The organism is Actinomycetospora sp. 2LY8.5, assembly GCF_057180585.1.
The window spans coordinates 95,394-117,972 of the sequence record NZ_JBXUHE010000012.1 but is presented as its reverse complement, the minus strand read 5'-3'; the positions used below and the strand labels follow the sequence as shown (position 1 = coordinate 117,972).

Genomic DNA, 22,579 nt, shown 5'->3' with positions numbered 1-22,579 from the left:
GACGCGCCGAGAGGGTCAGAGTCCGAAGTCGGCTTTCCGGATCAGCCCGTGAACGCCGGTGGTGCGATCGACGACCTGCGACACCTGGAAATCCGCGGCGGCCGACAGGTAGGCGTAGGCCACCGGTTCGGCCATTCCGCGATCGCGGACCAGGAACGTCATCGCGTGCCGCACGGCGTCCTTCATCGCCAGGTCCAGCGAGGTCTGCTGACCGCCTCCGTCGGGGCCGTCGGGGTCGGAGAGCCCGATGGGGAGCCAGTGTGTCGGGGTCTCGGCGAACGGGCGCCCGACCGCCGCAGCGGGCACCGGCCCGCCGGGTGGGATGGTGGTCAGCCTCAGCGTCGCCCGCAGTGAGCCCTCCATCGCCGTCAGGGCCACCTCGCCGTCGCCCTGGGCGAAATGCGGGTCGCCGATGAAGAACGACGCGCCGGGCACCCGGACCGGCAGGTAGAGCCGCGAACCGACACCGAGCTCGTTGATGTCGATGTTCCCGCCGCTGTCGGTGGGCGGTACGGAGTCGACCAGTGCCGTCGTGTCCCGGGCGACGCCCATGAGCCCGAGGAAGGGGGCCAGCGGGAAGGTGACCTCCCCCGCGCCGGCGGGCAACGCCCCGACCAGCCCTGACGACCCGGGACGTGCCGGGGTGAACACACTGATCTCGCCGCCGGTGTTGAACCAGCGCTGCAGGTCCGCGCGACCGTCCCACGCCTCCGGGTACTCGCCGGGCAGCGCGCCCCTGCCGTGGCGGTTGGAGATCACGCCGTTGGGCACGCGCGGGACGAGGTCGAGCACGTCGATCGCGAGCGTGTGACCGGGCTCGGCGCCGCGGACCGCGATCGGCCCGGTCGTCACGTGCGGGCCCGGGCCGTCGTGCGGGGTGGAGGCCGCCACGGCCGCGGCGTCGTCGAGGACGTCCCCCGCCGCGACACCGTGGCCCGTGAAGTACGTCCGCGGGTCCTTGCCCTGGTCCGCCCATCGCCCATCGCCCCGCCGGCCCCGCAAACCCACCGTCGACTCGGGCAAACCGTCGGCGCGACACTCTCACCACGGTGCAGGCGCGCTGTGACGCTCATCGATCTGCAGCGTGTCCGATGCGGACGGGCCGGGTGGGGCCGGCCGGTCGGCGGGGGGAGCCGACCGACCGGCCCCGGTGAACCTGTTGCGGTTCGGCGGTGACGCCGCAACAGGCGATCAGGGGGTCCGCGGTCTGACCGCTGTCCGGTCTGCCCACCGAGGTCAGCGCGGCTTTCCGCCGGAGGGCGAGAGCGGCCGGGGACCGCTGGGCAACGACGAACCGCCATGTCCTGGTGAGTCGTCGCCGGCGCATCCGCACCAGAAGCAGACGAGGCCTCCGGTGACCATGCGGGCACGTGGCCCCGGCTCCTGCCCGCTGACCGCTGTCGCGTCGTGGCGGCGCGGGGAGGCGTCGCCAGGTCGTGACGACGTGTGACGAGGAAGCAGCCCGGCGTCGAGGACGGCGTTCTCCGCGGCCCGCACCGTGAGACCCCTGAGCTCGGGCACCAAGGCGATCCCCGGCGATCTTCCGTCAGCAGCGACAGGGATGGATGGGCGGAACACTGAATTGTTCACGGCACCCTTCGGTAACGCGGTCGAACCGGCGGATCGCTCCGCACGAGGTCTGATCGAGCCGGGGTCGCGATCCCCATCGGCCTCGGCCGCTCGGGAACCGTCGCCATCAGGCCACCCGCGGGACCCACGCCGCCCACCGTCCGATCCCCGTGCTGATCGAGAGCTCGCACCGGAGAATCCCTTTCGCCATTCCCGCGTCTGGAGGGTGCTGACCATAGACCCTCGCGAAGAGCCCGAAAGATCCCGAGCCCATCATGTCAGGAATTGTGTACACCTCTGCGAGTCACGACGGAGCGTCGAATCGAACGCGGCAACCCTCGACAATCCGATGCGTGAGCACCCGGACGCCCCGGACCCACGGGAGACCCGGGAGAGTGCGGGAAAGTTCACCCGATTGCGGCGCCCGAGGTACCGGACGACGGCGCCGCGGCGATGATCGCTGGCCGATGGGGACATCCTTGCGAACGAAACGTGGCCGGCCCACCACGTCGACCCACTCCGCAACGTAGCCGGTCGTCGCGCGTTATCGACAGGAACGGGAGCACTCACGCGCCATTCTCCGAACGGAGAAGGGCCCACCACGTGGGGCACCCCCGCCACCCGGCGTGCGACCAGAGGGATGCAGCGTGGACGGCTCGACTGCACAGACGAGTATGGCTCTGCGCCGAGGCACCTGCGCGGTGCCGTCATGACCGAGCGAGGGCCAGGGCGCCCGCCGTCGATCGATCGGGCCCGTCTGGTCGCGACGGCCAAGGATCTCGCCGCCCGGCACGGGTTCGCCGCGGTGAGTGCGCGCGAGGTGGCTGCGGCGCTCCACGTGAGCCCCATGGCCCTCTACCGCCACATCTCTTCCATGAGCCAGCTCCGCGCGGAGGTCACGGACGCCGTCCTCGCGGAGCTCGTCGTGCCGCCGAGCTCCGCGAGCTGGGAGCATCGCCTGCAAGCCATCGCCTCGGAGCTTCGCCGTCTGTGCCGGCAGTACCGCGGACTGGAGTCCGAACCGGCGATCGGTCGGCACTCCACACGGCTGGCACTCAGCGTGTACGAGGTCGCGTGCGCGGCCGGCCGCGAGCCCGAGGACGCCTGGGACGCCACCCACCTGGTCCTCGGGCTGATCGTGGGTCACGCTCTCCTGCTCGACTTCCAGCACGGAAGCCCGGCCAGTCGAGGGCGCCTGGACGAGGACCTCGCGCCCGCCCCGCAGCACTGGGGGCTGGCGGCACCGGTGAGCGACCGTGTGACCCGCTCGCTGGTCGACGAGACCGTCGTCCGGATCGTCGGCGATCCGGGTTCCGGGGCGCACACCGGATCGTGATCGCACCCAGCGCCGGTATGGAGGCGCCTCTGTCGAGCGGCAGGGGCGAGCAGGCCTCGACATGGTGCATCGTGGCTGGTCTCGCGTGGCTGGTCTCGCGTGGCTGGTCTTGCTGCGCACCGGCGACGGTGACCCGCGCCGACGGACGAGCGGAGGCGCCGGCCTCCGTATGGTCTAGAGGACGAGGTCGGCCCAGCCGAAGATCGTCGCGTCGAGAGCATCGCTGCGGGCGCCGGGCTCGTCGTCGTCGACCCAGATACCCTGCGCCCGGCAATAGCGGACGAAGTCCGGCACGACCCCGGGCTCAGCATCGTCGATCGGGCCGCGCGGCGCGGGGACCCGCGGAGCGAGCACCTCACGCTGGGGCACGCCCCGCAGCGAGAAGATTCGCCACGCGGCGTGGCGTTGCTCCACCTGGAACAGCAGCCCGAGGTGGACCGTCAGCTCGACGTCGCTCGACGCCGGCAGGCTGAGGGTCGCGCTCGCGGAGGCCACCGCGCGTGTCCCGTTGAGATTGACCGAGACCGGGCCACAGCACATGACCGGCAGCACCTGCCGGTCGGTCAACGCCCTCGAGAACTCGACGAACTCGACGGCCGGCCCATGGAACCAGTCCATGCGGACCTCGGCGTCGTCGTGGTAGCAGGCTGCCATCTGGCGCCACCACCCCCGCATATGCGCCTCGCGCTCGGCAAGGACGAGCTGCTCGATCTCGACCACGTCTGCCGCGGCGATGAGCCGTCCGCTCGGAGCCGCGTCCTCACGGTCCGGGCCGTCCGGCTCCGGCGCTGACTCGACTCCACTCACCCGGTTCCCACCTCACGCCTCACGTCCGATCGCACCGTCCCGCTGCATCATCGCGTCCCCGCCGCCGCCGTTACTCTCCGGGACCACAGGCCGCGGCACCAGCCGGTAGGAGCTCCGCGACTCCCAGGCTCGAGCAGGCGGCGAGGGGTCGCTGGACGAGGCTCACCCGGCCCACGGCAGAACCACCGACGCACGTCGGCACGGCCTGTGTCGACCCTGGAGTTCGTTGCTCGTATTGTTGCTCGTATCGACGAGGAAGGTCGTCCCCGTTCCGCCGATCCGAGGGTGATCCTCGGCCTCTCGGATCATTCCGCTTGCATCAAGGCTGTCGTGATCTCTCGGGCAGCGAGGTCGTCAAATATGCGCCGCGGGGGAATCGGATGGTTCGCTAGGTCGTACAGGCATCACCCCCGGGGCTCCGTGCTGCTAGCAGCTGCCCCAGGGGTCCAGGCAATCGAGGCGATGCCCGGCCGAGCGCTCCTCGAGGAGCTGGATGGCCACGTCGTGCACGGTGATGCCGCGCGCCGCGGCCCGTTCGTGGAGCGCGTGGCCGGCCTGTTCGACGGTGATCTCCAGCAGCACCGAGAGGATCCCTTCGGCTTGGTGCACCGCCGGCGGATACACGCTCAGTCGGCTCGAAAGATCAGCGCTCATCAGGCCTCCAGCCATGGTTGCCCCGACGGTGTGCCGCAGCAGGGCGACGGCGATGTCCCACCTGACGCCGACCAGGTTCGCCCGGCTTTCGCGTCGCGTCTATCGGCCATCCGGCGCAGCCGCCGTGGGGCGCGTCGGTCGACAACGGGGTCGAGCGGGTCCTTGCCCCACCGTCGCCAGCACCCGGAGCACCGGAGGGCGTCGTGCGCGCACTCGACGTGCGGGTCAGGGCTGGCCGGGGTGCTCGTAGCGGCCGGTCCAGCGGGTGGCCGGGTCGAGGACCTCGGCCAGAGCAGGCGGCGGGTGCGGGAGCCACACTTCGGCGCCGGCGATGAGCAGCCGCACCCGCAGACCGGTGATGACCCGCAGTAGCCGCGGCGAGCAGCTGACCAGCCCCGCCGTGTCGAGCACCACCAGCGCGGGCCGGTCGCGGCGTCCTCGCCGGACCAGTCCGGCCCCGAGGCGTTCCCGGATCCGTTCGGCGAGTTCGCCGTGCCCGACTCCGGCCGCGGCCACCAGCACCCCGCGCCGCCGCCGCGCCGGGTGGTTCCCGTGACCGGGAACCGGTGCGCCACGGACGAGCCCGTCCAGCCCGTCGAGCTCGGCAAGACGCGCGATGCGCGTGCTGGGGCGGGCCAGCGGCTCCGGTCCGGCGTGCTCGAGGGCGACCTCGTCGTGGACCAACCCGGCGTCGACGTCGCCGCCGAGCAGACGGCCGGCTTCCCGCCGCAACGTCCCCAGCGCCGGGCCGAGCTCCCCGTGGGGTGCCGGCACGGGCCGCACCAGACACCGCCGGGACGCGGCGGCCGGGGTGCGCCGGCCTTCTCCGGCGTTCTCGGTAACGCTCATCACGATCACCCTTCTCTGACCGGGTGATGCGGCCCGCGGACGGCGGTTTCCGCCGCGCGCCGAACCGCGTGCGTGCTGGGGCGCCCGGATTCGAACCCGGAGCGCCTGATCCGGTGTCAGCTGTGCTGCCGCGACACCACGCCCCACCGACCAGCCCAGCCCAGGTCGTCGCGGCACCGCAGCCGCGGCCCGCTGCCGCCCGGACGTGCCTCCTAGCGGGTTCTGCGCGGCAGGACCGGTACCCGCACGGTGAGGATCCCGTCACGCAGGTCGGCGGTGGTGAACTCGGGGTCGAGCTGCGCGGGCAGTGCGACCCACAGCGCGAACGGCCCGGGCCGCCCGGGCGGCGCCCGCACCCCGCCCGGGTGGTCGATCATCGGATCGCCGTGGATCACCAGTCGTCGGGCGGCGGGTTCGAGGTCGACGGTGACCTCACCGGGCCGCACCCCGGGTAGCTCCGCGTGCACCACGACATGGTCGGCGAGGTGATGGACCTGGGCGGCCGGGCTGCGCCACCACCCCTTCCAGGTCGCGGGCACCCGCACCGGGTCGACCCCCGTCGACCCCACCGTCGCGTCCGTCGCGTCCGAGGAGCGCCGCACCGTCACCGATCCGCCCCCGGCCTGCTCGGCGCGCTCGGCACACACGGCGCACTCGACCTGTGCGGTGTGCAGGGCGGGTGTCGTGTCGGCCTGCTCCGGGGTCATGGCCACGTCCTCCTCGCCGTTGGCGTGGCACGCGCTGGTGGCGACTGTGACGGGGCGGCGTCGCGGCCACGCGCCCTGGCACTGCCATAAACCTACAACAGATACAGCATATTACGCCGCAGCGTGGAGGCTCGGCGTCGAGGCCACCGCTCGGCCGGTGGAGTCAGCCGGCGTGCGGCTCGGGCGGTTCGGGCTCGAGGTTGACCTCAGGGTGCTCGCGGCGAACCCGTTCGATGATGGCGCGCAGGACCGAGAGCTGCGTTTCGAGGTCGAGGACCAGGGCGGTGCCGGCCAGGTTGAGCCCGTCGTCGAGCAGCCTGTGAATGCGTTGGCCGCGGGCGACGTCGTTGTTGCTGTAGCGGCGGGTGCCCCCGGAGGTACGGGCGGGATGGATCAGGCCACGGCGTTCGAAGTGTCGCAGGCTACGGACGTCGACCCCGGCGAGGTCGGCGGCCACGGAGATCCCGTACACCGGTTGGTCCGGGCCGGGGCCGGTCACCGATCGCTCCGCATGTCGCTGATCACCCTTCCTGCCCTGCAGGCCCGCGCACCGCCGGCGCACGGCTCGCGCTCGACCCGGGACGGTACCTCGTTGTCCTCACCGGTGTCGGTAATCGGGCCTCCATGTCAACGATCCCCAGGTCGCGGCGTGACGACGGACCGACTTTCATGAGAAGAAGTTCTATGCCATATTCGATGTAGATCGACGCAGGCAACGTCCTCGACCACGCACGAGGTGATCGATGATGCTGTTCGACCACGACCCGTTGGACGCGTTCCGCGCGCTGGACCGGCGGACCGGCACCCGCCACCAGCTCGGCAGCGGGATGCCCATGGACGTGCACCGCGACCAGGACCGGTTCGTTGTCGAGCTCGACATCCCCGGGGTGGATCCGGGCTCGATCGACGTCTCGGTCGACGGCAGCACCCTGACCGTGACCGCCGAACGCAGCACCCCCCACCTCCACGGAGCCGAACGGGGCCCGGACAGCCCCGACGGGCAGGACTGGCTGGTGGCCGAGCGGCCCCGCGGGCGGTTCAGCCGCCGGCTCAACCTGGGCCCGCAGCTCGACCGCGAGCACCTGCGCGCCTCCTACGTCGACGGGGTGCTCACGCTGACCATCCCGGTCGCCGAGCAGGCCAAGCCCCGCCGGGTCACCATCGACCACACCGGTCAGGGCGGGCACGCCGGCGCCCGCGGGGACCGGCGCACGGAACCCCGATCAGCCCCCGGTCCGCCTTGATCGCCCCCGCACCCCGAGGGACGGGCGCACCGCGGGTGGTCGACCCTCGTGCCACCAGCACGGCCTCCCGGCGCGCCACCCCGCATCACCAGCCCGTCAACACCCGGGGCCCCGACCCAGAGGGGTCCCCGGGAGGTGGTTTCCGGCAGAGGTGAAGCCGATGACCTACGCGCTGCACTACCGGCTCAGGGACTCCGCGGTGGCCACCGACCGCGACCTGCAGATCGCGGTGTTCGACGAGCTGGCCATCCACCGGCCGCCATGGCTCGAGGTCAGCGCCTACGAGTTCGACACCCACACCCGGATGCTGGTGCTCGACCTCGACGACGTGGCCTGGCTCGAGGAGCTCCCCGCCCTCTCGGCCTACCTCAACGGGCTCGAACGACGCTGCCAGACCCCACCCCGCAGCGGTGTCGGCGAGCCCGTCACCCGGAAGGCCGAACACGCGATGCCCGACACCGCGACCCCAAGCGGCCGCTGGGACCCGGTCGGCAGCCGCACCACCATCCCGACCGCCACTGCCCCCGATGCGCCCGATGCCCCCGATGCCCCCGGCGGCCCCGCTCAGCGCCCGGTGGCCCAGCACTGATGCGGATGGATCGGTGCCGCACCTCCTGGATGACGGGACCTCAGGGCTCGCTCCCCGGAGAGGCGACCCCTCCGTGGAGAGCGACGGATGGCGACGGTCACCGCTGCGCGCTGTGCGGGCGGAGCCTCGCCTCGCCCAGTGCCTGCAGCTCGGCATCGGTGAGCACGAGCGCGGCGGCCTGAACATTGCTTCGTAGGTGCCCGACGCTGGTGGCGCCGGGTAGCGGTAGCACGGGCTGATCCGGGCGGCTCTGCTGATGAACCCAGGTCAGGGCGACCTGGGCCGGCGTGACGCCGTGGCGGGTCGCGGGCGCCGCGATGGCCTCCTGAAGCTCGGCCGAGCCTGTCTCGTCGGTGAGCCGGCCGTGGCCCAGCGGTGAGTGGGCCACGAGGTCGATCCCGAGCTCGCCGAGGGTCGGTAGGAAGTCCTCGGCGTCGTCGGCGACGAGTGACCACTGCTCCTGGAGCGCGGAGATCGGGTGCACGGCGTGTGCTCGGCGGACGTCGTCGATGGTCACGTTCGACAGCCCGATGCCGCGGATCTTGCCAGCGGTGACGAGCTCGGCCATGGCCCCGACAGTCTCCTCGATCGGGGTGTCGTCGCTGCGATGGTGGAGGTAGTAGAGATCGATGACATCGACCCCGAGCCGACGCAGGCTTGCTTCGCACGAGCGCCTCGCCGTGGCGGGATCGGCCCGGACGCTCCAGTCGTCGAAGCGCCCGGATTCGCCCCAGTAGACCCCGAACTTCGAGCAGAGCAGCACCTCGTCGCGGCGGCCAGCGATGGTGCGCCCGACGAGGTCCTCGTTTCCGTACATCTCTGCGGTGTCGAGCACGGTCACGCCCTGGTCGAGAGCGCCGTGGACGACGGCGACCGGATCACGGAGCGGATCGTTCTCGGCCCGTGGCTCGGGGGCGCGCAGCCGCATGAGGCCGAGCCCTTGCCCCGGTGGGTTCTCGGTGGCCCGGCGGAGTGGTGAGAGCACGAAGCGACGCTAGAACCCCGATCGAGGCCCACGAGCCCGCCATGTCCCGCCAGAAGTCGGCGTGGCCGCGGTGTCGACCGGTTCGCGTCGTGGGTATTTCTCGTCGCATGGCGTCCACACAGGAACCCGACCAGCGCGAACACGTCAGCCAGGACACCAGCGGTCGCGTCGGCGAGGACCTGGCGCGCACTCTCGACGAAGCCGCCCGCGCGTTGCTCGAACGAGGCGAGGAAGACGGCGTCGAGCACACCCTCGGCCTCGTGGTGCGCGGTGCGATCCAGACCGTCCCGCACGTCGAGCAGGCCGGCATCTCCCTGGTCGAGCGCGTCGGACGCGTCGAGTCCTACGTCCCGAGCAACGAGGTCGTACGGGAGCTCGACGAGCTGCAGAACGAGCTCGGCGAAGGACCCTGCCTGGACTCGATCTGGCACGAGCAGCGGACCCTGATCGACGACATGGCTCGCGCGCACGACCGGTGGCCGCGCTACGCGCCCGCCGCGCGAGAGCAGGGCGTCGGGTCGCTGATCTCGTTCCAGCTCTTCGCCGAGCGCGGCAGCGCCGGGGCGCTGAACATGTACGCCCCGAAGCCGCACGTGTTCGACGAGAGCACCGCCGATGCCGGCCGACTGTTCGCCGCCCAGGCCGCCCTGGTGCTGCACGGTGCCCAGCACATCCAGGGGCTGCACATCGCCCTGGAGAGCCGCGACGTCATCGGGCAGGCCAAGGGCATCCTCATGGAGCGTTTCGGCATCGGCCAGCAGCAGGCCTTCTCCATGCTCGTCGAGTCGTCCCAGAACACCAACATGAAGCTGGTGAAGGTCGCCGAATGGCTCACCACGGAGGCAGAGAAGAAGGGCGCCCACCGCTGACGCGATGCCACCTGCCGGCGGCCCGCGAGTCCCGACGGAAGGACCGCCCCCAGATCGTCTGGCCGATCAGCCACCGGGCGAGGTTGTCCGGGCGGTGTCCGCCGGACGCGAGGACATGGATCCTCATTCGACCATCTTTCCGCTGGTGTCGGCCCGGGAACGGCTCGGCTGCACGCGTTTCGGCTCGCCCGGCATCTTCGGGTACTCCGGCGGATAGGGCAGGTCGCCGAGGTCGTGGTCGCGCTCGTCGCGTTCCACCCACTCCAGCACGGTCTCCAGGCTCCCCGGGTGGTCGTGCAGCCCGGCCAGCGCGTCGCCGCGCTCGGCGAGGACGCCGGCGGCGGTGAGGACGTCGAAGTCGTCCGGGTCGACGTCCGGGAGCTCCTCCCAGCGCAGCGGCATCGACACCGTGGCCCGCGGCGTGCCGCGGACCGACCACGCCGAGGCGATGGTGCGGTCGCGGGCGGCCTGGTTGTAGTCGAGGAAGACGCGCCGCCCGCGCTCCTCCTTCCACCAGTCCACCGAGGCCTGCGACGGGATGCGCCGGCAGACCTCGCGCGCCAGCGCGATCACCGCCCGGCGGACCCCGACGAAGTCCCATTCGGGGCGCACCGGCACGAGCACGTGGACGCCGCGACCCCCCGAGGTCTTCGGCCGCCCCTGCAGGCCGGCGTCGTCGAGGACCTCGCGCAGCACGCCCGCGACGCGCACGGCGTCGGCGAAGTCGGTGCCCGGCTGCGGGTCGAGGTCGATGCGCAGTTCGTCGGGCTGGTCGACCTGCCCGCGGCGCACCGGCCACGGATGGAAGTCGAAGGTGCCGAGGTTCGCCGCCCAGGGCAGCACGGCCGTGCGCGTCGGGCAGATCTCGGTGGCGGGCCGACCGCTGGGGAACCGGACCTCGACGGTGTCGACCCAGTCCGGAGCGCCCTTGGGCACGCGCTTCTGGTAGAAGAACTCGCCGGTCACACCGTCGACGAACCGCTTGAGATGCGTCGGGCGTTCGTAGAGCACCGCGAGCAGCGGCTCGCGGACCGCGACGTAGTGCTCGACGACCTGCCGCTTCGTGATCCCGCGGTCCGGGAAGTAGACCTTGTCGGGATTGCTGATGCGGACGGCCAGGCCGTCGACGTCGATCTCCTCCGCCGGGGACTTCGCCACGGCGGCAATCTACTCGTCGCCGCCGGTGACGCCGCTCTCGTCGGCGGTGCGCAGACGGTCGGCCAGCGCCTGGAGCTCGCCGCGCAGCCGGTCGATGTCCCCCGAGCCGAGGCCGGTCTCGGCCGCGACCCGGCGCTGGATCGCCAGCACGGGCTCCCGCAGGGCGTCGCCCTCGGGGGTGCAGGACACCTCGACGGTGCGCTCGTCCTCGGGGCGGCGGCGCCGGTCGACCCGGCCGCGCTCCTCGAGGCGCTGGAGCAGCGGCGAGAGCGTGCCGCTGTCGAGGTGCAGCTCGCGGCAGAGCCGCCCCATCGTCGTCGGTCCGTTCTCCCACAGCACGAGCAGGACGACGTACTGGCTGTAGGTCAGCCCCAGGGGAGCGAGGCCACGACGGAAGGACGCCGCGATCGCGCGCGAGGCGTCATGGAGCGCGAAGCACAGCTGGGCGTCGAGCGTCGTCGGCGCCGCCGAGGTCGCCGGAGTGTCCGTGCTCATGTGCCCAGGGTAGGCCCGACGGGAAGTGATGCGCGTTACCGTGGGGTGATGAGTGCGTCGAAAGGCCCAGGTGGGGGCGTTCCCGGGACATCGGGATCGGGGGCCGACGAGCCCGCGGGCCCGCCCGGGCGGTTCGCCGACGACCTCGTCGGCCTCGACCCGGACGATCCCGAGGCGCGTGCCTTCGCCGCGCATCTCGACCGGATCGAGCACGTCGGCCCCGCGGCGTTCACCGTCGAGGGTCAGCTGGCCGGGGTCCGGGAGTTCGCCGACTCCGCCAATCGAGCCGACGGCGCCCGGCGCCTCGCGGCGATCGTCCTCGTGACGCTCGTGCTGCTCGGGACCGGTTTCGTGATCTTCGAAGTGCTCGAGGTGGTCCTGCGCACGGCCTTCTGAGCCGAGCGCGCCGCGACGACACCGTATTAGCCTGGACGCATGAGCAGTGACGCCTCGATCGGCACCCCGAAGGTCAGCAAGTCCGACGCGGAGTGGCGCGAGCAGCTCACGCCCGAGGAGTACCAGGTACTGCGCCAGTCCGGGACCGAGCGCCCCTTCACCGGCGAGTACGACGAGGTCTTCACCGAGGGCGTGTACTCCTGCCGCGCCTGCGGCGCCGAGCTCTTCCGGTCGGAGACCAAGTTCGCCTCCCATTGCGGGTGGCCGTCGTTCTACGCGCCGTCCGAGGACGACAACGTGATCCTGCGCGAGGACAGCTCGATGGGCATGACCCGCGTCGAGGTCCTGTGCGCGACCTGCCACTCGCACCTCGGCCACGTCTTCAGCGGCGAGGGCTACGGCACGCCCACCGACCAGCGCTACTGCATGAACTCGGTGAGCCTGCGCCTCGAGCCCTCCGGCTGACGGCGAATTCACCCGGGGGTGTTCGTTCCTGGGTGGTTCGTTACGCTTTCCGGCCGATGACTGCCGTGCTGACGTCCCGCGAACGCCCCCGACGGGTGATGCGGGAGCTCGCCCGCCGCCTCGCCCCGATCCAGCCCCGTCGCCTGCTCGTCGCGGCGGGGCGAGCGCTCTCGCCCCGGCAGCTGACCGGCCTGCGTACCGCTCTCGGGGCGCTCGAGCAGGGCAGCTGGATCCGCGGTCTGGAAGCGCACGTCCCCAACCGTGGCGACCGGTTCGCGGTGTTCGGCGACATCGTCGAGCGCCTGCGCTCGCCCCGGCCGCTCTACCTCGAGTTCGGCGTGCACGAGGGCCGGACCCTGCGCTGGTGGAGCGAGCACCTCACCGCGCCGGGCGCTCGGATGATCGGCTTCGACAGCTTCGACGGCCTGCCCGGCGACTGGCACGCCGACGCCCCGGCGGGCAGCTTCGCCACCGGGGTCGTCCCGGAGATCGACGACGAGCGGGTGGAGATCGTGCCCGGCTGGTTCTCCGACACGCTCCCGGGCCGAGAGCTCCCGCCGCACGACGAGCTGGTCGTCAACGTCGACTGCGACCTCTACTCGAGCACGCGCGAGGTCCTCGACTGGCTCGAGGAGCACCTTCGCCCCGGCACGCTCGTCTACTTCGACGACCTGTTCGACCACGACGCCGAGCTGCGCGCGGTCTGGGAGTGGGCGGACGCGCACCCGGAGACCGTGCGGCCGCTGTCGATGGCGCGCTGGGGCCAGCACCTCCTTCTCGAGTACCGCGCGACCCCCGCGAGTTCGCCCTGACGCTGCTCCGTACGGATCAACCAGCACGCCCGGCACGAGGTTTTCGGCACCGACACCGGTGTCCGACGCCACCGGCGGCGGGCGTGAACCGGCAGGATCACTACCGTCGGGAGACGGTCAGCCCGCCTCGCGCCCCCACCACAGGTTGCAGAGAGGACGATGCCGTCGATGGGCCACCCGCTCCGACCCGGGACCGCACCGGACAACCATCATCCGCGCCGTCCCCACCCGCTCTCCGCCCGTCTCCCGCGATTCGACGAGACGGTCCAGTACGACGTCATCCGCGACTGCCTCATGCCCGAGGAGCAGATCGACGGCGTCTACGCCAGCGAGAGCGCCGGCATCGCGCTGTGCGGCATCACCAACCGCCGCGTGATCCTGCTCGACACCGCGTTCCCCGGCGGCCGCGCGGCACTGATCACCGCGCCCTACAGCCGGATCACGACGGTCTCGTACGTCTCCTCGGAGGACGAGCCGATCTTCTCCCGCACCGTGGCGATCCAGGTCGGGAGGACGTTCTACGAGGTCACCTGCCGCGGCGAGGAGCAGGCCGCGGAGATCCACGACCTCATCACCTGGCATCTCATCGACTGAGCGTCACCGGCTGAGGCTCACCGGCTGAGGGCGGGCACTCCCCCGGACGGAGCGACGAGCTCCTCGACGCCCACGGCCGTGATGCCACGCTCGCGCGCGACGCGCACGACGAGGTCGGTCAGGTACGGCCAGGTGCAGATCACCGCGTCGACGTCACGACCGACCAGCTCGCCCACCCGGGCGGCCACCCGGGTGGCGATGTCCGGGCCCGGCCGCAGCAGGGTCCGGTCGACGAGGTGGACATCGACGGCACCCGGCGCGTGGTCCGCCAGCAGGCGGCGGGCCTCTCGGACGTGCTCGGCCGCCACGTGCAGGAAGCCGACGGTCGCCACACACGGAATATGTCATGTCGCGTTGCGTGAAGCGACTACTTCATCGATGTACGGCTCGTCCGATACGCCAGGCGGAGCCCCGTTACGGCAACGAGGTGACGAGCTGCTGCGGCGAGACGCGCGGACCGGTGAAGAACGGAACCTCCTCGCGTACGTGCCGCCGGGCCTCGGTGGCACGCAGGTCGCGCATGAGGTCGACGATGCGGTCGAGCTGGTCGGACTCGAAGGCGAGGATCCACTCGTAGTCGCCGAGCGCGAAGGCGGGCACCGTGTTGGCGCGGACGTCGGCATAGCCGCGGGCGGCCTTGCCGTGGTCGGCGAGCATGGTGCGCCGCTCCTCGTCGGGGAGCAGGTACCAGTCCAGCGAACGGACGAACGGGTAGAGGCACAGGTAGCCCTTGGGCTCCTCCCCCGCGATGAACGCCGGGACGTGGCTCTTGTTGAACTCCGCAGGGCGGTGCAGCGCCGTCGCCGACCAGTGCGGCGTCGACGCGCGGCCGAGCGCGGTGCGGCGCAGGGCGGTGTAGGTGGCCTGCAGCGACTCGATGTCCGGGGCGTGGGTCCAGACCATCCAGTCGGCGTCCGCACGCATGCCGGCGAGGTCGTAGAGCCCGCGCGCCGCGACGCCCTTCCCCTCGGCCTGGTCGAGCACGCCGGCGAGCTCGTCGCCGAGGGCCGCGCGGTCCTCGGGGAGGCGCGCCGGGTCGGTGCGGAACACCGACCACATGGCGTAGCGGATGGTCGAGTTCAGCTCGTCGTAGTTCAGCCGGGCCACGCCCTTCATCGTGCCACTGCCGGGAGACGAAGCGCAGAGAGCTCGACCCATCGACGGGCTACAGCGACTCCTCGGTGCGCTGCGACGCCGCCGCGAGGTGGTCGGCGACCCGGTGGGCCGCGGCGTCGGCGGTGGCCAGGCAGGCCGGTACCCCGACCCCGTGCAAGGTGGCGCCGGCGATCGCCAGCCCGGGCAGCGCGGCGACGCCGCTCTCCATCGCCGCCACGCGGTCGAGGTGCCCGACGCCGTACTGGGGCAGCCCGCCCGGCCAGCGCACCACCGCGCTCTCCACCGGGACCTCCTCGATGCCGGTGAGCGCGGCGAGGTCGCTGCGCGCGGCGCTGAGCAGGTCGTCGTCGTCGCGGCGCAGCGCGCCCGCGTCGCCGTGACGGCCGATGGAGAGGCGAAGCACCGCGGTGTCGTCGGGGTCCGGGTGGGCAGGGTCGGACGCAGCCAGGTGGGGCCACTTCTCGGAGCTGAAGGTCGCCGCCTTGATCGTCCAGGGCAGGCCGTCCGGACGCTGCTCCCCCGCGCCGACGAGGACCCCCGACCGCCCGGCGAGCGGGGCCGCCGCGGCCGCGGGCAGGGCGAGGACGACGAGCGCGGTGGACGCGAGCTCGATCTCCCCCGCGGCACGTGCGGCGTCCGGGGCGTGGCCGGCGAGCAAGCGGCGCAGCGCCGGCGCGGGCACGGCGAGCACGACGGCGTCGGCGTCGATCGGGTCGCCCTCGCCCAGCGTGGCGCGCCAGCCCGACCGGGTGCGCTCCAGGCCCGTCACCGTGCGGCCGAGACGCACCTCGGCGCGGGCGGCCAGGGCGAGCGTGGCGGGCAGGTCGGCGAGGCTCCCGCGCAACGTGCCGAACACGGGCACGGGAGGCGCGCCCTCGACCGGCGGGACGGGCAGGCAGGAACGGGCGGCGGCGAGCAGCGAGCGGGGGTCGGCGTCGAGCGCGCTCGCGAGCGCCGGCACGGTCGCGCGCAGGCCCAGCCCGTCGGCGTGCCCGGCGTAGACGCCGCCGAGCAGGGGGTCGACCAGCCGGTCGGCGACCTCGTCACCCAGGCGCTCGCGCACCAGCGCACCCACCGCGACGTCCCCGCCGGGCTCCCACGGGCCCGGGCGGTCCTCGCGCAGCGCGGCGAGCCCGGCGGGCGAGAGGGCGTCGCCGGCGACGTCGGGGTCGCCGGGCACGCCCATCACGGTGCGCGGGGGCAGCCCGACCCGGCGCCCGCCGACCTGCAGCGACGAGGCGGCCGGACCGGGGTGCACGAGCTGGTCACCGAGGCCGAGCTCCACGATCCGCTCGGCGGCCTCCGGACGGCGGGCCAGGAACGCCTCGGCGCCGACGTCGACACGGCGACCGCCGATCTCGAGAGCCGCGAGCTTGCCGCCGAGCGCGCGGGCGGACTCCACGACGACGACGTCGGCGCCCGGTCCGAGCAGCGTGCGCAGACGGTGGGCCGCCGCGAGTCCGGACACCCCGCCGCCGACGACGAGGACGCGGGTCACGCGGAGTCGGCCGCTGGGTCGGTGCCGTGCACCAGGTCGACCACCCGGGCGAGCGCGTCGGGGTCGGTCTCGGGCAGCACGCCGTGGCCGAGGTTGAACACGTGGCCCGGCGCGCTGGCGCCCTCGGCGAGGATACGGCGGACCTCGCGCTCGACGACCTCCGGGCCGGCGAAGAGCAGGGCCGGGTCGAGGTTGCCCTGCAGCGCCGTGCCCCGCGGCACCCGGCACGCGGCCACGTCGAGCGGCACCCGCCAGTCGACACCGACGACGTCGGCGCCCGCCTCGCCCATCGCGCCCAGCAGCTCGCCGGTGCCGACACCGAAGTGGATGCGCGGCACGCCGGCGTCGGCGAGGCCCGCGAGCACCCGCGCGGAGTGCGGCATCACGAGCTCGCGGTAGTCGCGCTCGGACAGGGCGCCGGCCCAGGAGTCGAAGAGCTGGACGGCGTCGACGCCGGCCGCGACCTGGGCGCGCAGGAACGTCAGGGTGGCGTCGGCGAGGGCCGAGCACAGCGCGTGCCAGGTGTCCGGCTCGGCGTGCATCAGCGCCTTGGTGCGCTCGTGGTTGCGGCTGGGGCCGCCCTCGACGAGGTACGAGGCGAGCGTGAACGGGGCGCCGGCGAAGCCGATGAGCGGCGTCTCGCCGAGCTCGCGGACGAGCAGACGCACCGCCTCGGCCACCGGGGCCACGCCCTCGGCGTCGAGCACCGGCAGGGCGGCCACGTCGGCGGCGGACCGCACGGGCTCCTCGACGACGGGCCCGGTGCCGGCGACGATGTCGACCCCCACCCCCGCGGCCTTGAGCGGCACGACGATGTCGGAGAAGAGGATCGCCGCGTCGACGCCGTAGCGGCGCACCGGCTGCAGGGTGATCTCGCAGGCGAGGTCCGGGGTCAGGCAGGCATCGAGCATCCCGGTGTCCCTGCGGACCGCCCGGTACTCGGGCAGCGAGCGCCCGGCCTGGCGCATGAACCACACGGGGCGCCGCGACGGGCGTCCGCCGCGGGCGGCAACGAGGAAGGGAGCGTCGGGCAGGTGCCGACGCCCCGTGGTGATGTCTGTCGTCACGACCCCTGCATTCACGACCGCCGCCCTGCTCATGGTGGGTCCATCCTCCCACGGGCGCAGCCGGTCACCGTGATCGGAGCGAGGGTCACCCTCCCTGCCTCCCACGCGCCCCGGGACGCCCTCGCTCGTCGCGACGTCGCCACCGGCGGGAGCCGTTGCCCGAGGCCACGACCTGGCCGCACTCCGGCGTGGGAGGTACACGGGCAAACCCGTTCGGCCTACTGTCATCGAGGTGACGGCGCCCACCACCCACCCCGAGACGTTCCGGCGCGCGGTGGACTCCCTCAGCGAGCTCGAGACGCGCGCGGAGATCGAGCTGCGCACCATGCGACCCCCGCAGCGCCTGGCGCCCTACTCGGCCGCCTGGAGCGCCGAGGTGCTGGCCACCCCCCTGCCGCCCGGGACGGGCGAGGTCGACGACGCCGAGGTCGTGGTCACCGGGCGCCTGGTGCTCCTGCACGACCCCGAGGGCCAGGACGCCTGGGACGGCACGCTGCGCGTGGTGACGTTCGTGCGCGCGGAGCTCGACCCGGAGCACGCGGGCGACCCGATGCTCCCCGAGGTCGCGTGGTCGTGGCTCACGGGCGCGCTCGAGGACTCCGGGGCGGCCTGGACGGCGCTGGGCGGCACGGTGACCCAGACCGCCTCGGTCCGCTTCGGCGACATCAGTGGCCCGACCCACGCCACCGATCTCGAGCTGCGCGCGTCCTGGACGCCGACCGAGGAGATCCTGACCGCCCACGGGGACGCGTTCGCGGGTGTGCTCGCCATCGCGGCGGGACTTCCGCCGGAGGGCGTCACGACGCTCGGTGCCCGTCGCGCCGGTCGTTCCGGCTGACATTCTCCCGGTACCACCGGTATCGCTGTCGCAATTTTCCGGAACTTCTCGCAGGTCATCACAGGTCATCCTGTGCATTCACGGGGATGCTCAGGGTGACGTCCGATCAGCCCGGTCGCACTGCGACCGTCACGCGTAGGCGTTGGGGCGTTGGTTGCAGCCGCCCTGGGACGGTCGGCGCCACTCGGCACTCTCCGTAGTTACAGTTACACCGAGTGTTACTGCGAGACGATTTCGTGGAGTCTGTCCACTCCAAAGGGTGACCGCGACCGCGTAACGCACGAAACTCCACCGAGCGAAGTTGGCCCTGATGCTCTCGTTAACTCGCCCGGGGGGATATCTTCTCTCGCACGCACTTCCTCGTCCGATCGGCGGCGCGGTCGATGGTTCGGGGGCCCGGGTGCGGAATGTCGGGGGGCAAGACCGACTTCTAGGAGGTACTCGACGTGGCAACCGTGGGCCCAGGCATGGCCCTTCGCGGCGTCGCGAGCGGACTGCTGCCGCCGGCCATGGTCCCGCATCCGCGGGAAGAGATGTTCACCGTGCTGGTGGTCGACGACCACCCGCTGTTGCGTGAAGCCATTGCGCAGCGGCTCTCCTCGATGGGCGCGGGCACCGTCCACGAGGCGGCCTCGATCTCCGAGGCCCGCACGCGGGCCCTGGCCTCCGGGCCGTGCGATCTCGCGATCCTCGACCTCGGACTGCCGGACGGCAGCGGCCTGGACCTGATCGCGGAGCTCCGCGCCCAGGGCTGGAACCGTGTCGTGGTGCTGGCGGCCTCCGACGACCCGTCGGCGGTCCGTGCGGCCTTCCAGGCGGGCGCCCAGGCCTACCTGCTCAAGTCGGCGTCGCCCGGTGTGGTCACCGACGGCGTGCGCCGGGTCCTCGAGGGTGGCCTCTACGCCGACCCGTCCGTCGCTCCCCTGCTCGCGGCGGGCACCCGCGTGCCGGCGACCGACAACACCCCGCGGGAGCTCTCGGCCCGCGAGGTCGAGGTGCTGCAGCTGGTGGCCGACGGCCGCTCCAACAAGGAGATCGGCGACGCGCTGAGCCTCTCGGCGCTGACGGTCAAGAGCCACCTCTCCCGGATCGGGCGCAAGCTCGGCACGGGTGACCGTGCGCAGATGGTCGCGCTGGCCATGCGGGCCGGCGTCATCCGCTGAGCGCGAGAGCGCGTAGGTCGACCACCGCCGACGGTGGACGGTCGGCTGCGGTCATGCGGTCCACGGACCCCGCCGGAGGCGCCGGCGGGGTCCGTGACCGGATCGCGGACGGGAACCTGGGGGGTCACGACACGCCCACGAGTTCCGCTGGATCTCCCGCAGACGCGGGCGACACGCGGCAGACTGCATCCTTCGTGACGGCACACACGGACCCCGCACAGAGCGGGCAGGCCGATCCTGGGCTCGACTCGACGGTCGTCGACCTGCTCGAGCCGGCCGAGGGCGTGCCGCCACTCGTCGCGGACCGTGCAGCGCTGGCGGACGCCGCCGCTGCGCTGGCCTCGGGTCACGGTCCGGTCGCGGTCGACGCCGAGCGGGCGTCGGGCTACCGCTACTCCGCCCGCGCCTATCTGGTGCAGCTGCGCCGCGAGGGCGCCGGCACCTTCCTCGTCGACCCGATCGCCTGCGACGGCGACCTCACCGTGATCGGCGAGGCCCTGCGCGGCGTCGAGTGGGTGCTGCACGCCGCCTCCCAGGACCTGGCGTGCCTCGCCGAGGTCGGCATGCGCCCCAGTTCCCTCTTCGACACCGAGCTCGCCGGGCGCCTCGTCGGCTACCCGCGCGTGGGGCTCGGCCCGCTCACCGAGCACCTGCTGGGCGTGCGGCTGCAGAAGGGCCACGGCGCCGCGGACTGGTCGCGCCGACCGCTGCCCGCGGAGTGGCTGACGTACGCCGCCCTCGACGTCGAGCTGCTCGTGGCGCTCCGCGACACGGTGGCCGCGGACCTCGACCGCCAGGGCAAGGCCGACTGGGCGCAGCAGGAGTTCGAGGCCGTGCGCCTCGCTCCGCCCCCGCCGCCGCGCGCCGAGCCGTGGCGGCGTACCTCCGGCCTGCACAAGGTCCGGCGTCCCGCCGCGCTGGCCGTGGTGCGCGAGATGTGGGAGTCGCGCGACGAGCTCGCCGCGGCCCGCGACATCGCCCCCGGCCGGCTCCTGCCGGACGCCGCGATCGTCGACGCCGCGCTGCGCGAGCCCGGCCGCCGCGACGAGCTGGTCGCCATGCCCGTCTTCCGGGGCCGCGCCCAGCGCCGCCTCGCCGACCGCTGGTGGTCCGCGATCGAGCGCGCCCGCTCGATGCCGCGCGCCCGGTGGCCGGCGAGCGCCCCGGCGCCCGACGGACCGCCGCCCGCCCACCGGTGGGGCGACAAGGACCCCGCCGCGGCCGCGCGACTCGCCGCGGCCCGGACCGCGCTCGCCGGGCTCTCGGAGCGCACCGGAACGCCGGTCGAGAACCTCGTGACGCCCGACGTCGTGCGCCGCCTGTGCTGGGCGCCCCCGGAGACCGCCGACGCGGCCACCACCGCCGCCACGCTCACCGCGCTCGGCGCCCGGCCGTGGCAGGCCGAGCTCGCCGCGCCCCTGCTGGCCGAGGCGCTCCTGGCGGAGCCCACGAAGGACGAGCCTCAGGGCTCCTGAGCCGGCGGGCGGCTCGGCAGCACCACGCTGACCGCCAGGCCGCCGCCCGCCACGGGCTCGGCCACCGCGCGGCCACCGTGGGCATGGGCGACCGCCCGCACGATCGACAGGCCCAGCCCGGTGCCGTTGCCGGTGCGCCCGGCCCCGCGGCGGAACGGCTCGAAGAGCTCCGCGACCGTCGCGGGCGCGACCACCGGCCCCGACGAGGCCACCCAGAGCACCGCGTGCCCGTTCTCGACGCCGGTGCGCACGGTGAGCCAGCCGCCCTCGACGTTGTGGCGCACCGCGTTCTCGAGCAGGTTGCCGGCCACGCGCCCGAGCAGGGCGGCGTCGCCGGCGACCCCGGCGCTCGCAAGATCGGTGCGCACGGTCAGGCCGCGGTCGCGGGCCTCGGCGCGGACGGCGTCCAGCGCGCCGGGCACGGTCTCGGCGAGGTCGACGGGGTCGGCGGAGACCGAGTCGGCCGCCTCGGTGCGGGCGAGCAGCAGGAGCCCGGCGACGAGGTCCTCGGCGCGGCGCGTGGCGTCGCGCAGCACCTCGCCCATGCGCCGCAGCTCGGCGACGTCCGCGTCGGGGTCGGCGAGCGTCACGTCGACCTCGGTGCGCAGCACGGCCAGGGGCGTGCGCAGCTCGTGGCTGGCGTTGGCGACGAAGCGACGCTGGGCGTCGAACGCCGCCTGCAGCCGGTCGAGCATGGCGTCGAAGGTCGCGGCCAGCTCGGCCACCTCGTCGCGGGGGCCGGTGACGCCGATACGCGCGTCGAGCGACTCCGCGGAGAGGCGCCGCGCCGTCGCCGTGACGTCGTGCAGCGGGCGCAGGACGCGCCGCACCAGCACCCAGGACACGATCGCGGCGGCGACGACGACCATGGCGAACGCCACCGACCCGAGCCGCAGCACCTCGACGCGGGCCGACCTCGTCAGCGCGTCCGCGAGCTGCCCGGCCGGCACGCGCACGCCGTCGACGATCACCGGGGTGTCGGGCGGCAGCTGCGGGACCCCGGCGGCGACCTCGCCGACCAGGACCCAGCCGAGCCAGACGAGCAGCACCGCGACCAGGGCGACGAGCCCGGTGGCGAGCATCGTCAGCCGGACGCGGAGCCCCGGGCCGCGGCGCAGCGCTGTCGATCCGGCGGAGGTCACGAGCGAGGACGCTACGGGGCACGCCGCAGGACCCCGTGAAGGGTCGGGGGCGATCCGGACCCGGTTCCTAGACGGTGGCGGGTGTCGCCGCCGGCACGCGGTAGCCGGAGCCCACGACGGTGTCGATGACGCCCGGCTCGCCGAGCTTCTTGCGCAGCGTCATGACCGTCACGCGCACCGTGGTGGTGAACGGGTCGGCGTTCTCGTCCCAGACCCGCTCGAGCAGTTCCTCGGAGCTGACGACGGCGCCACCGGCGGCCATCAGCACCTCGAGCACTCCGAACTCCTTGCGGGTGAGCTCGAGGGTGGTCTCGCGGCGGGTGACCGTGCGCTTGGCGGGATCGAGCACGACGTCACCGGAGCGCAGCACCGGCGGCACCGCGGGCGTGGCGCGCCGGCCGAGGGCGCGCACGCGGGCGACGAGCTCGGGGAAGTCGAACGGCTTCGGCAGGTAGTCGTCCGCGCCGAGGGCGAGCCCTTCCACCTTGTCGCGGAGCGTGCCGCTCGCCGTGAGCATGATGACGCGGGTGACCCCGCCGACGATCTCGGCGCACAGATCGTCGCCGGACCGTCCGGGAAGGTCACGGTCGAGGACGACGACGTCGTAGCGCGTCACCCCGACCTTCTCGCTGCCCTCGGCGCCGTCGTAGGCGACGTCGACGGCCATCCCCTCGCGGCGCAGCCCTCGCGCCAGCGCGTCGGCCAGGGCCTGCTCGTCCTCCACGATCAGTACTCGCACGTCCTCCACGGT

General features: G+C 73.2%; 26 protein-coding genes and 1 tRNA gene. 11 read left to right on the top strand and 16 right to left on the bottom strand.

Translation table 11 applies throughout. The features are described 5' to 3' along the window. Positions 1 to 15: 15 nt before the first annotated feature. Positions 16 to 1,008: an acetamidase/formamidase family protein gene (locus AC2A1K_RS16215; protein ID WP_483897329.1), complete on the bottom strand. Its 993-nt coding sequence runs from the start codon at positions 1,006 to 1,008 to the stop codon at positions 16 to 18. Positions 1,009 to 2,278: 1,270 nt separating this feature from the next. Between AC2A1K_RS16215 and AC2A1K_RS16210 the strand changes: the two genes are divergently transcribed. After that, a complete protein-coding gene (locus AC2A1K_RS16210; RefSeq protein ID WP_483897328.1) occupies positions 2,279 to 2,905 on the top strand; it encodes a TetR/AcrR family transcriptional regulator in 627 nt (208 codons plus the stop codon). Between the two features lie 174 nt (positions 2,906 to 3,079). On the opposite strand, the gene AC2A1K_RS16205 is transcribed toward AC2A1K_RS16210, so the two are convergent. The 6 genes from AC2A1K_RS16205 to AC2A1K_RS16180 all read right to left on the bottom strand — a co-directional run bounded on the left by AC2A1K_RS16205 (position 3,080) and on the right by AC2A1K_RS16180 (position 6,379). Continuing rightward, a complete protein-coding gene (locus AC2A1K_RS16205; protein ID WP_483897327.1) occupies positions 3,080 to 3,712 on the bottom strand; it encodes a hypothetical protein in 633 nt (210 codons plus the stop codon). Between the two features lie 426 nt (positions 3,713 to 4,138). Beyond that, complete coding sequence (locus tag AC2A1K_RS16200) at positions 4,139 to 4,381, bottom strand: ANTAR domain-containing protein (RefSeq protein ID WP_483897326.1); 243 nt, start codon at positions 4,379 to 4,381, stop codon at positions 4,139 to 4,141. 210 nt (positions 4,382 to 4,591) lie between these two features. Beyond that, positions 4,592 to 5,215, bottom strand: a complete 624-nt coding sequence (locus AC2A1K_RS16195) for a hypothetical protein (RefSeq protein ID WP_483897325.1) — start codon at positions 5,213 to 5,215, stop codon at positions 4,592 to 4,594. Between the two features lie 75 nt (positions 5,216 to 5,290). Next, positions 5,291 to 5,361 (bottom strand) — tRNA-Arg (locus AC2A1K_RS16190). Between the two features lie 66 nt (positions 5,362 to 5,427). Then, a complete protein-coding gene (locus AC2A1K_RS16185) occupies positions 5,428 to 5,922 on the bottom strand; it encodes an Hsp20/alpha crystallin family protein (RefSeq protein WP_483897324.1) in 495 nt (164 codons plus the stop codon). Between the two features lie 163 nt (positions 5,923 to 6,085). Beyond that, positions 6,086 to 6,379, bottom strand: coding sequence for a MerR family transcriptional regulator (locus AC2A1K_RS16180; RefSeq protein WP_483897323.1), 294 nt, complete (start codon positions 6,377 to 6,379; stop codon positions 6,086 to 6,088). Positions 6,380 to 6,665: 286 nt separating this feature from the next. On the opposite strand from AC2A1K_RS16180, the gene AC2A1K_RS16175 reads away from it, so the two are divergent. Both AC2A1K_RS16175 and AC2A1K_RS16170 read left to right on the top strand, forming a co-directional pair. Next, positions 6,666 to 7,166: an Hsp20/alpha crystallin family protein gene (locus AC2A1K_RS16175; protein WP_483897322.1), complete on the top strand. Its 501-nt coding sequence runs from the start codon at positions 6,666 to 6,668 to the stop codon at positions 7,164 to 7,166. A 160-nt stretch (positions 7,167 to 7,326) separates the two neighbouring features. Beyond that, the gene (locus tag AC2A1K_RS16170; protein WP_483897321.1) at positions 7,327 to 7,755 is read left to right on the top strand and encodes a hypothetical protein; all 429 of its coding nucleotides are present in this window, start codon (positions 7,327 to 7,329) and stop codon (positions 7,753 to 7,755) included. Positions 7,756 to 7,852: 97 nt separating this feature from the next. Here AC2A1K_RS16170 and AC2A1K_RS16165 read toward each other — a convergent pair whose 3' ends face one another. Continuing rightward, a complete protein-coding gene (locus AC2A1K_RS16165; RefSeq protein WP_483897320.1) occupies positions 7,853 to 8,740 on the bottom strand; it encodes an aldo/keto reductase in 888 nt (295 codons plus the stop codon). Positions 8,741 to 8,847: 107 nt separating this feature from the next. Here AC2A1K_RS16165 and AC2A1K_RS16160 point away from each other — a divergent pair, with 107 nt between their 5' ends. Continuing rightward, complete coding sequence (locus AC2A1K_RS16160; RefSeq protein ID WP_483897319.1) at positions 8,848 to 9,609, top strand: GAF and ANTAR domain-containing protein; 762 nt, start codon at positions 8,848 to 8,850, stop codon at positions 9,607 to 9,609. A gap of 123 nt (positions 9,610 to 9,732) precedes the next feature. On the opposite strand, the gene ligD is transcribed toward AC2A1K_RS16160, so the two are convergent. Both ligD and AC2A1K_RS16150 read right to left on the bottom strand, forming a co-directional pair. Next, complete coding sequence (ligD, locus tag AC2A1K_RS16155) at positions 9,733 to 10,767, bottom strand: non-homologous end-joining DNA ligase (protein WP_483897318.1); 1,035 nt, start codon at positions 10,765 to 10,767, stop codon at positions 9,733 to 9,735. A 9-nt stretch (positions 10,768 to 10,776) separates the two neighbouring features. Further along, on the bottom strand, positions 10,777 to 11,262 hold the full coding sequence (locus tag AC2A1K_RS16150) for a MarR family winged helix-turn-helix transcriptional regulator (protein ID WP_483897317.1): 486 nt from the start codon (positions 11,260 to 11,262) through the stop codon (positions 10,777 to 10,779). Between the two features lie 48 nt (positions 11,263 to 11,310). On the opposite strand from AC2A1K_RS16150, the gene AC2A1K_RS16145 reads away from it, so the two are divergent. The 4 genes from AC2A1K_RS16145 to AC2A1K_RS16130 all read left to right on the top strand — a co-directional run bounded on the left by AC2A1K_RS16145 (position 11,311) and on the right by AC2A1K_RS16130 (position 13,529). Further along, positions 11,311 to 11,658, top strand: a complete 348-nt coding sequence (locus AC2A1K_RS16145; RefSeq protein ID WP_483897316.1) for a hypothetical protein — start codon at positions 11,311 to 11,313, stop codon at positions 11,656 to 11,658. A gap of 39 nt (positions 11,659 to 11,697) precedes the next feature. After that, positions 11,698 to 12,123 (top strand): peptide-methionine (R)-S-oxide reductase MsrB, encoded by a 426-nt coding sequence (gene msrB, locus AC2A1K_RS16140; protein WP_483897315.1) that lies wholly within the window; start codon positions 11,698 to 11,700, stop codon positions 12,121 to 12,123. Between the two features lie 56 nt (positions 12,124 to 12,179). Further along, positions 12,180 to 12,935 carry a class I SAM-dependent methyltransferase gene (locus AC2A1K_RS16135; RefSeq protein ID WP_483897314.1) on the top strand — a complete coding sequence of 252 codons (756 nt, stop codon included), beginning with the start codon at positions 12,180 to 12,182 and terminating at the stop codon, positions 12,933 to 12,935. A gap of 168 nt (positions 12,936 to 13,103) precedes the next feature. Beyond that, entirely contained in the window at positions 13,104 to 13,529 is a 426-nt protein-coding gene (locus AC2A1K_RS16130) for a PH domain-containing protein (protein ID WP_337699624.1), read from the top strand. Between the two features lie 17 nt (positions 13,530 to 13,546). On the opposite strand, the gene AC2A1K_RS16125 is transcribed toward AC2A1K_RS16130, so the two are convergent. The 4 genes from AC2A1K_RS16125 to hemE all read right to left on the bottom strand — a co-directional run bounded on the left by AC2A1K_RS16125 (position 13,547) and on the right by hemE (position 17,243). Continuing rightward, positions 13,547 to 13,861 carry a hypothetical protein gene (locus AC2A1K_RS16125; RefSeq protein ID WP_483897313.1) on the bottom strand — a complete coding sequence of 105 codons (315 nt, stop codon included), beginning with the start codon at positions 13,859 to 13,861 and terminating at the stop codon, positions 13,547 to 13,549. Between the two features lie 82 nt (positions 13,862 to 13,943). Further along, positions 13,944 to 14,636, bottom strand: a complete 693-nt coding sequence (gene hemQ / locus AC2A1K_RS16120) for a hydrogen peroxide-dependent heme synthase (RefSeq protein ID WP_483897312.1) — start codon at positions 14,634 to 14,636, stop codon at positions 13,944 to 13,946. Positions 14,637 to 14,694: 58 nt separating this feature from the next. Then, positions 14,695 to 16,143 carry a protoporphyrinogen oxidase gene (gene hemG, locus AC2A1K_RS16115; RefSeq protein WP_483897311.1) on the bottom strand — a complete coding sequence of 483 codons (1,449 nt, stop codon included), beginning with the start codon at positions 16,141 to 16,143 and terminating at the stop codon, positions 14,695 to 14,697. After that, positions 16,140 to 17,243, bottom strand: coding sequence for a uroporphyrinogen decarboxylase (gene hemE / locus AC2A1K_RS16110; RefSeq protein WP_483897310.1), 1,104 nt, complete (start codon positions 17,241 to 17,243; stop codon positions 16,140 to 16,142). Before hemE ends, hemG begins: the two co-directional genes overlap by 4 nt. A 199-nt stretch (positions 17,244 to 17,442) precedes the next feature. Between hemE and AC2A1K_RS16105 the strand changes: the two genes are divergently transcribed. The 3 genes from AC2A1K_RS16105 to AC2A1K_RS16095 all read left to right on the top strand — a co-directional run bounded on the left by AC2A1K_RS16105 (position 17,443) and on the right by AC2A1K_RS16095 (position 20,686). After that, positions 17,443 to 18,048 carry a DUF3000 domain-containing protein gene (locus tag AC2A1K_RS16105; RefSeq protein WP_483897309.1) on the top strand — a complete coding sequence of 202 codons (606 nt, stop codon included), beginning with the start codon at positions 17,443 to 17,445 and terminating at the stop codon, positions 18,046 to 18,048. A gap of 467 nt (positions 18,049 to 18,515) precedes the next feature. After that, on the top strand, positions 18,516 to 19,211 hold the full coding sequence (locus AC2A1K_RS16100) for a response regulator (RefSeq protein ID WP_116706142.1): 696 nt from the start codon (positions 18,516 to 18,518) through the stop codon (positions 19,209 to 19,211). Positions 19,212 to 19,405: 194 nt separating this feature from the next. Beyond that, positions 19,406 to 20,686 carry an HRDC domain-containing protein gene (locus AC2A1K_RS16095; protein ID WP_483897308.1) on the top strand — a complete coding sequence of 427 codons (1,281 nt, stop codon included), beginning with the start codon at positions 19,406 to 19,408 and terminating at the stop codon, positions 20,684 to 20,686. Here the strand turns inward: AC2A1K_RS16095 and AC2A1K_RS16090 are convergent. Together AC2A1K_RS16090 and AC2A1K_RS16085 are read right to left on the bottom strand one after the other, a co-directional pair. Beyond that, positions 20,674 to 21,768, bottom strand: a complete 1,095-nt coding sequence (locus AC2A1K_RS16090; protein ID WP_483897351.1) for a sensor histidine kinase — start codon at positions 21,766 to 21,768, stop codon at positions 20,674 to 20,676. The genes AC2A1K_RS16095 and AC2A1K_RS16090 overlap by 13 nt on opposite strands. Before the next feature lie 127 nt (positions 21,769 to 21,895). After that, positions 21,896 to 22,567 carry a response regulator transcription factor gene (locus AC2A1K_RS16085; protein ID WP_483897307.1) on the bottom strand — a complete coding sequence of 224 codons (672 nt, stop codon included), beginning with the start codon at positions 22,565 to 22,567 and terminating at the stop codon, positions 21,896 to 21,898. Between the last annotated feature and the right edge of the window lie 12 nt (positions 22,568 to 22,579).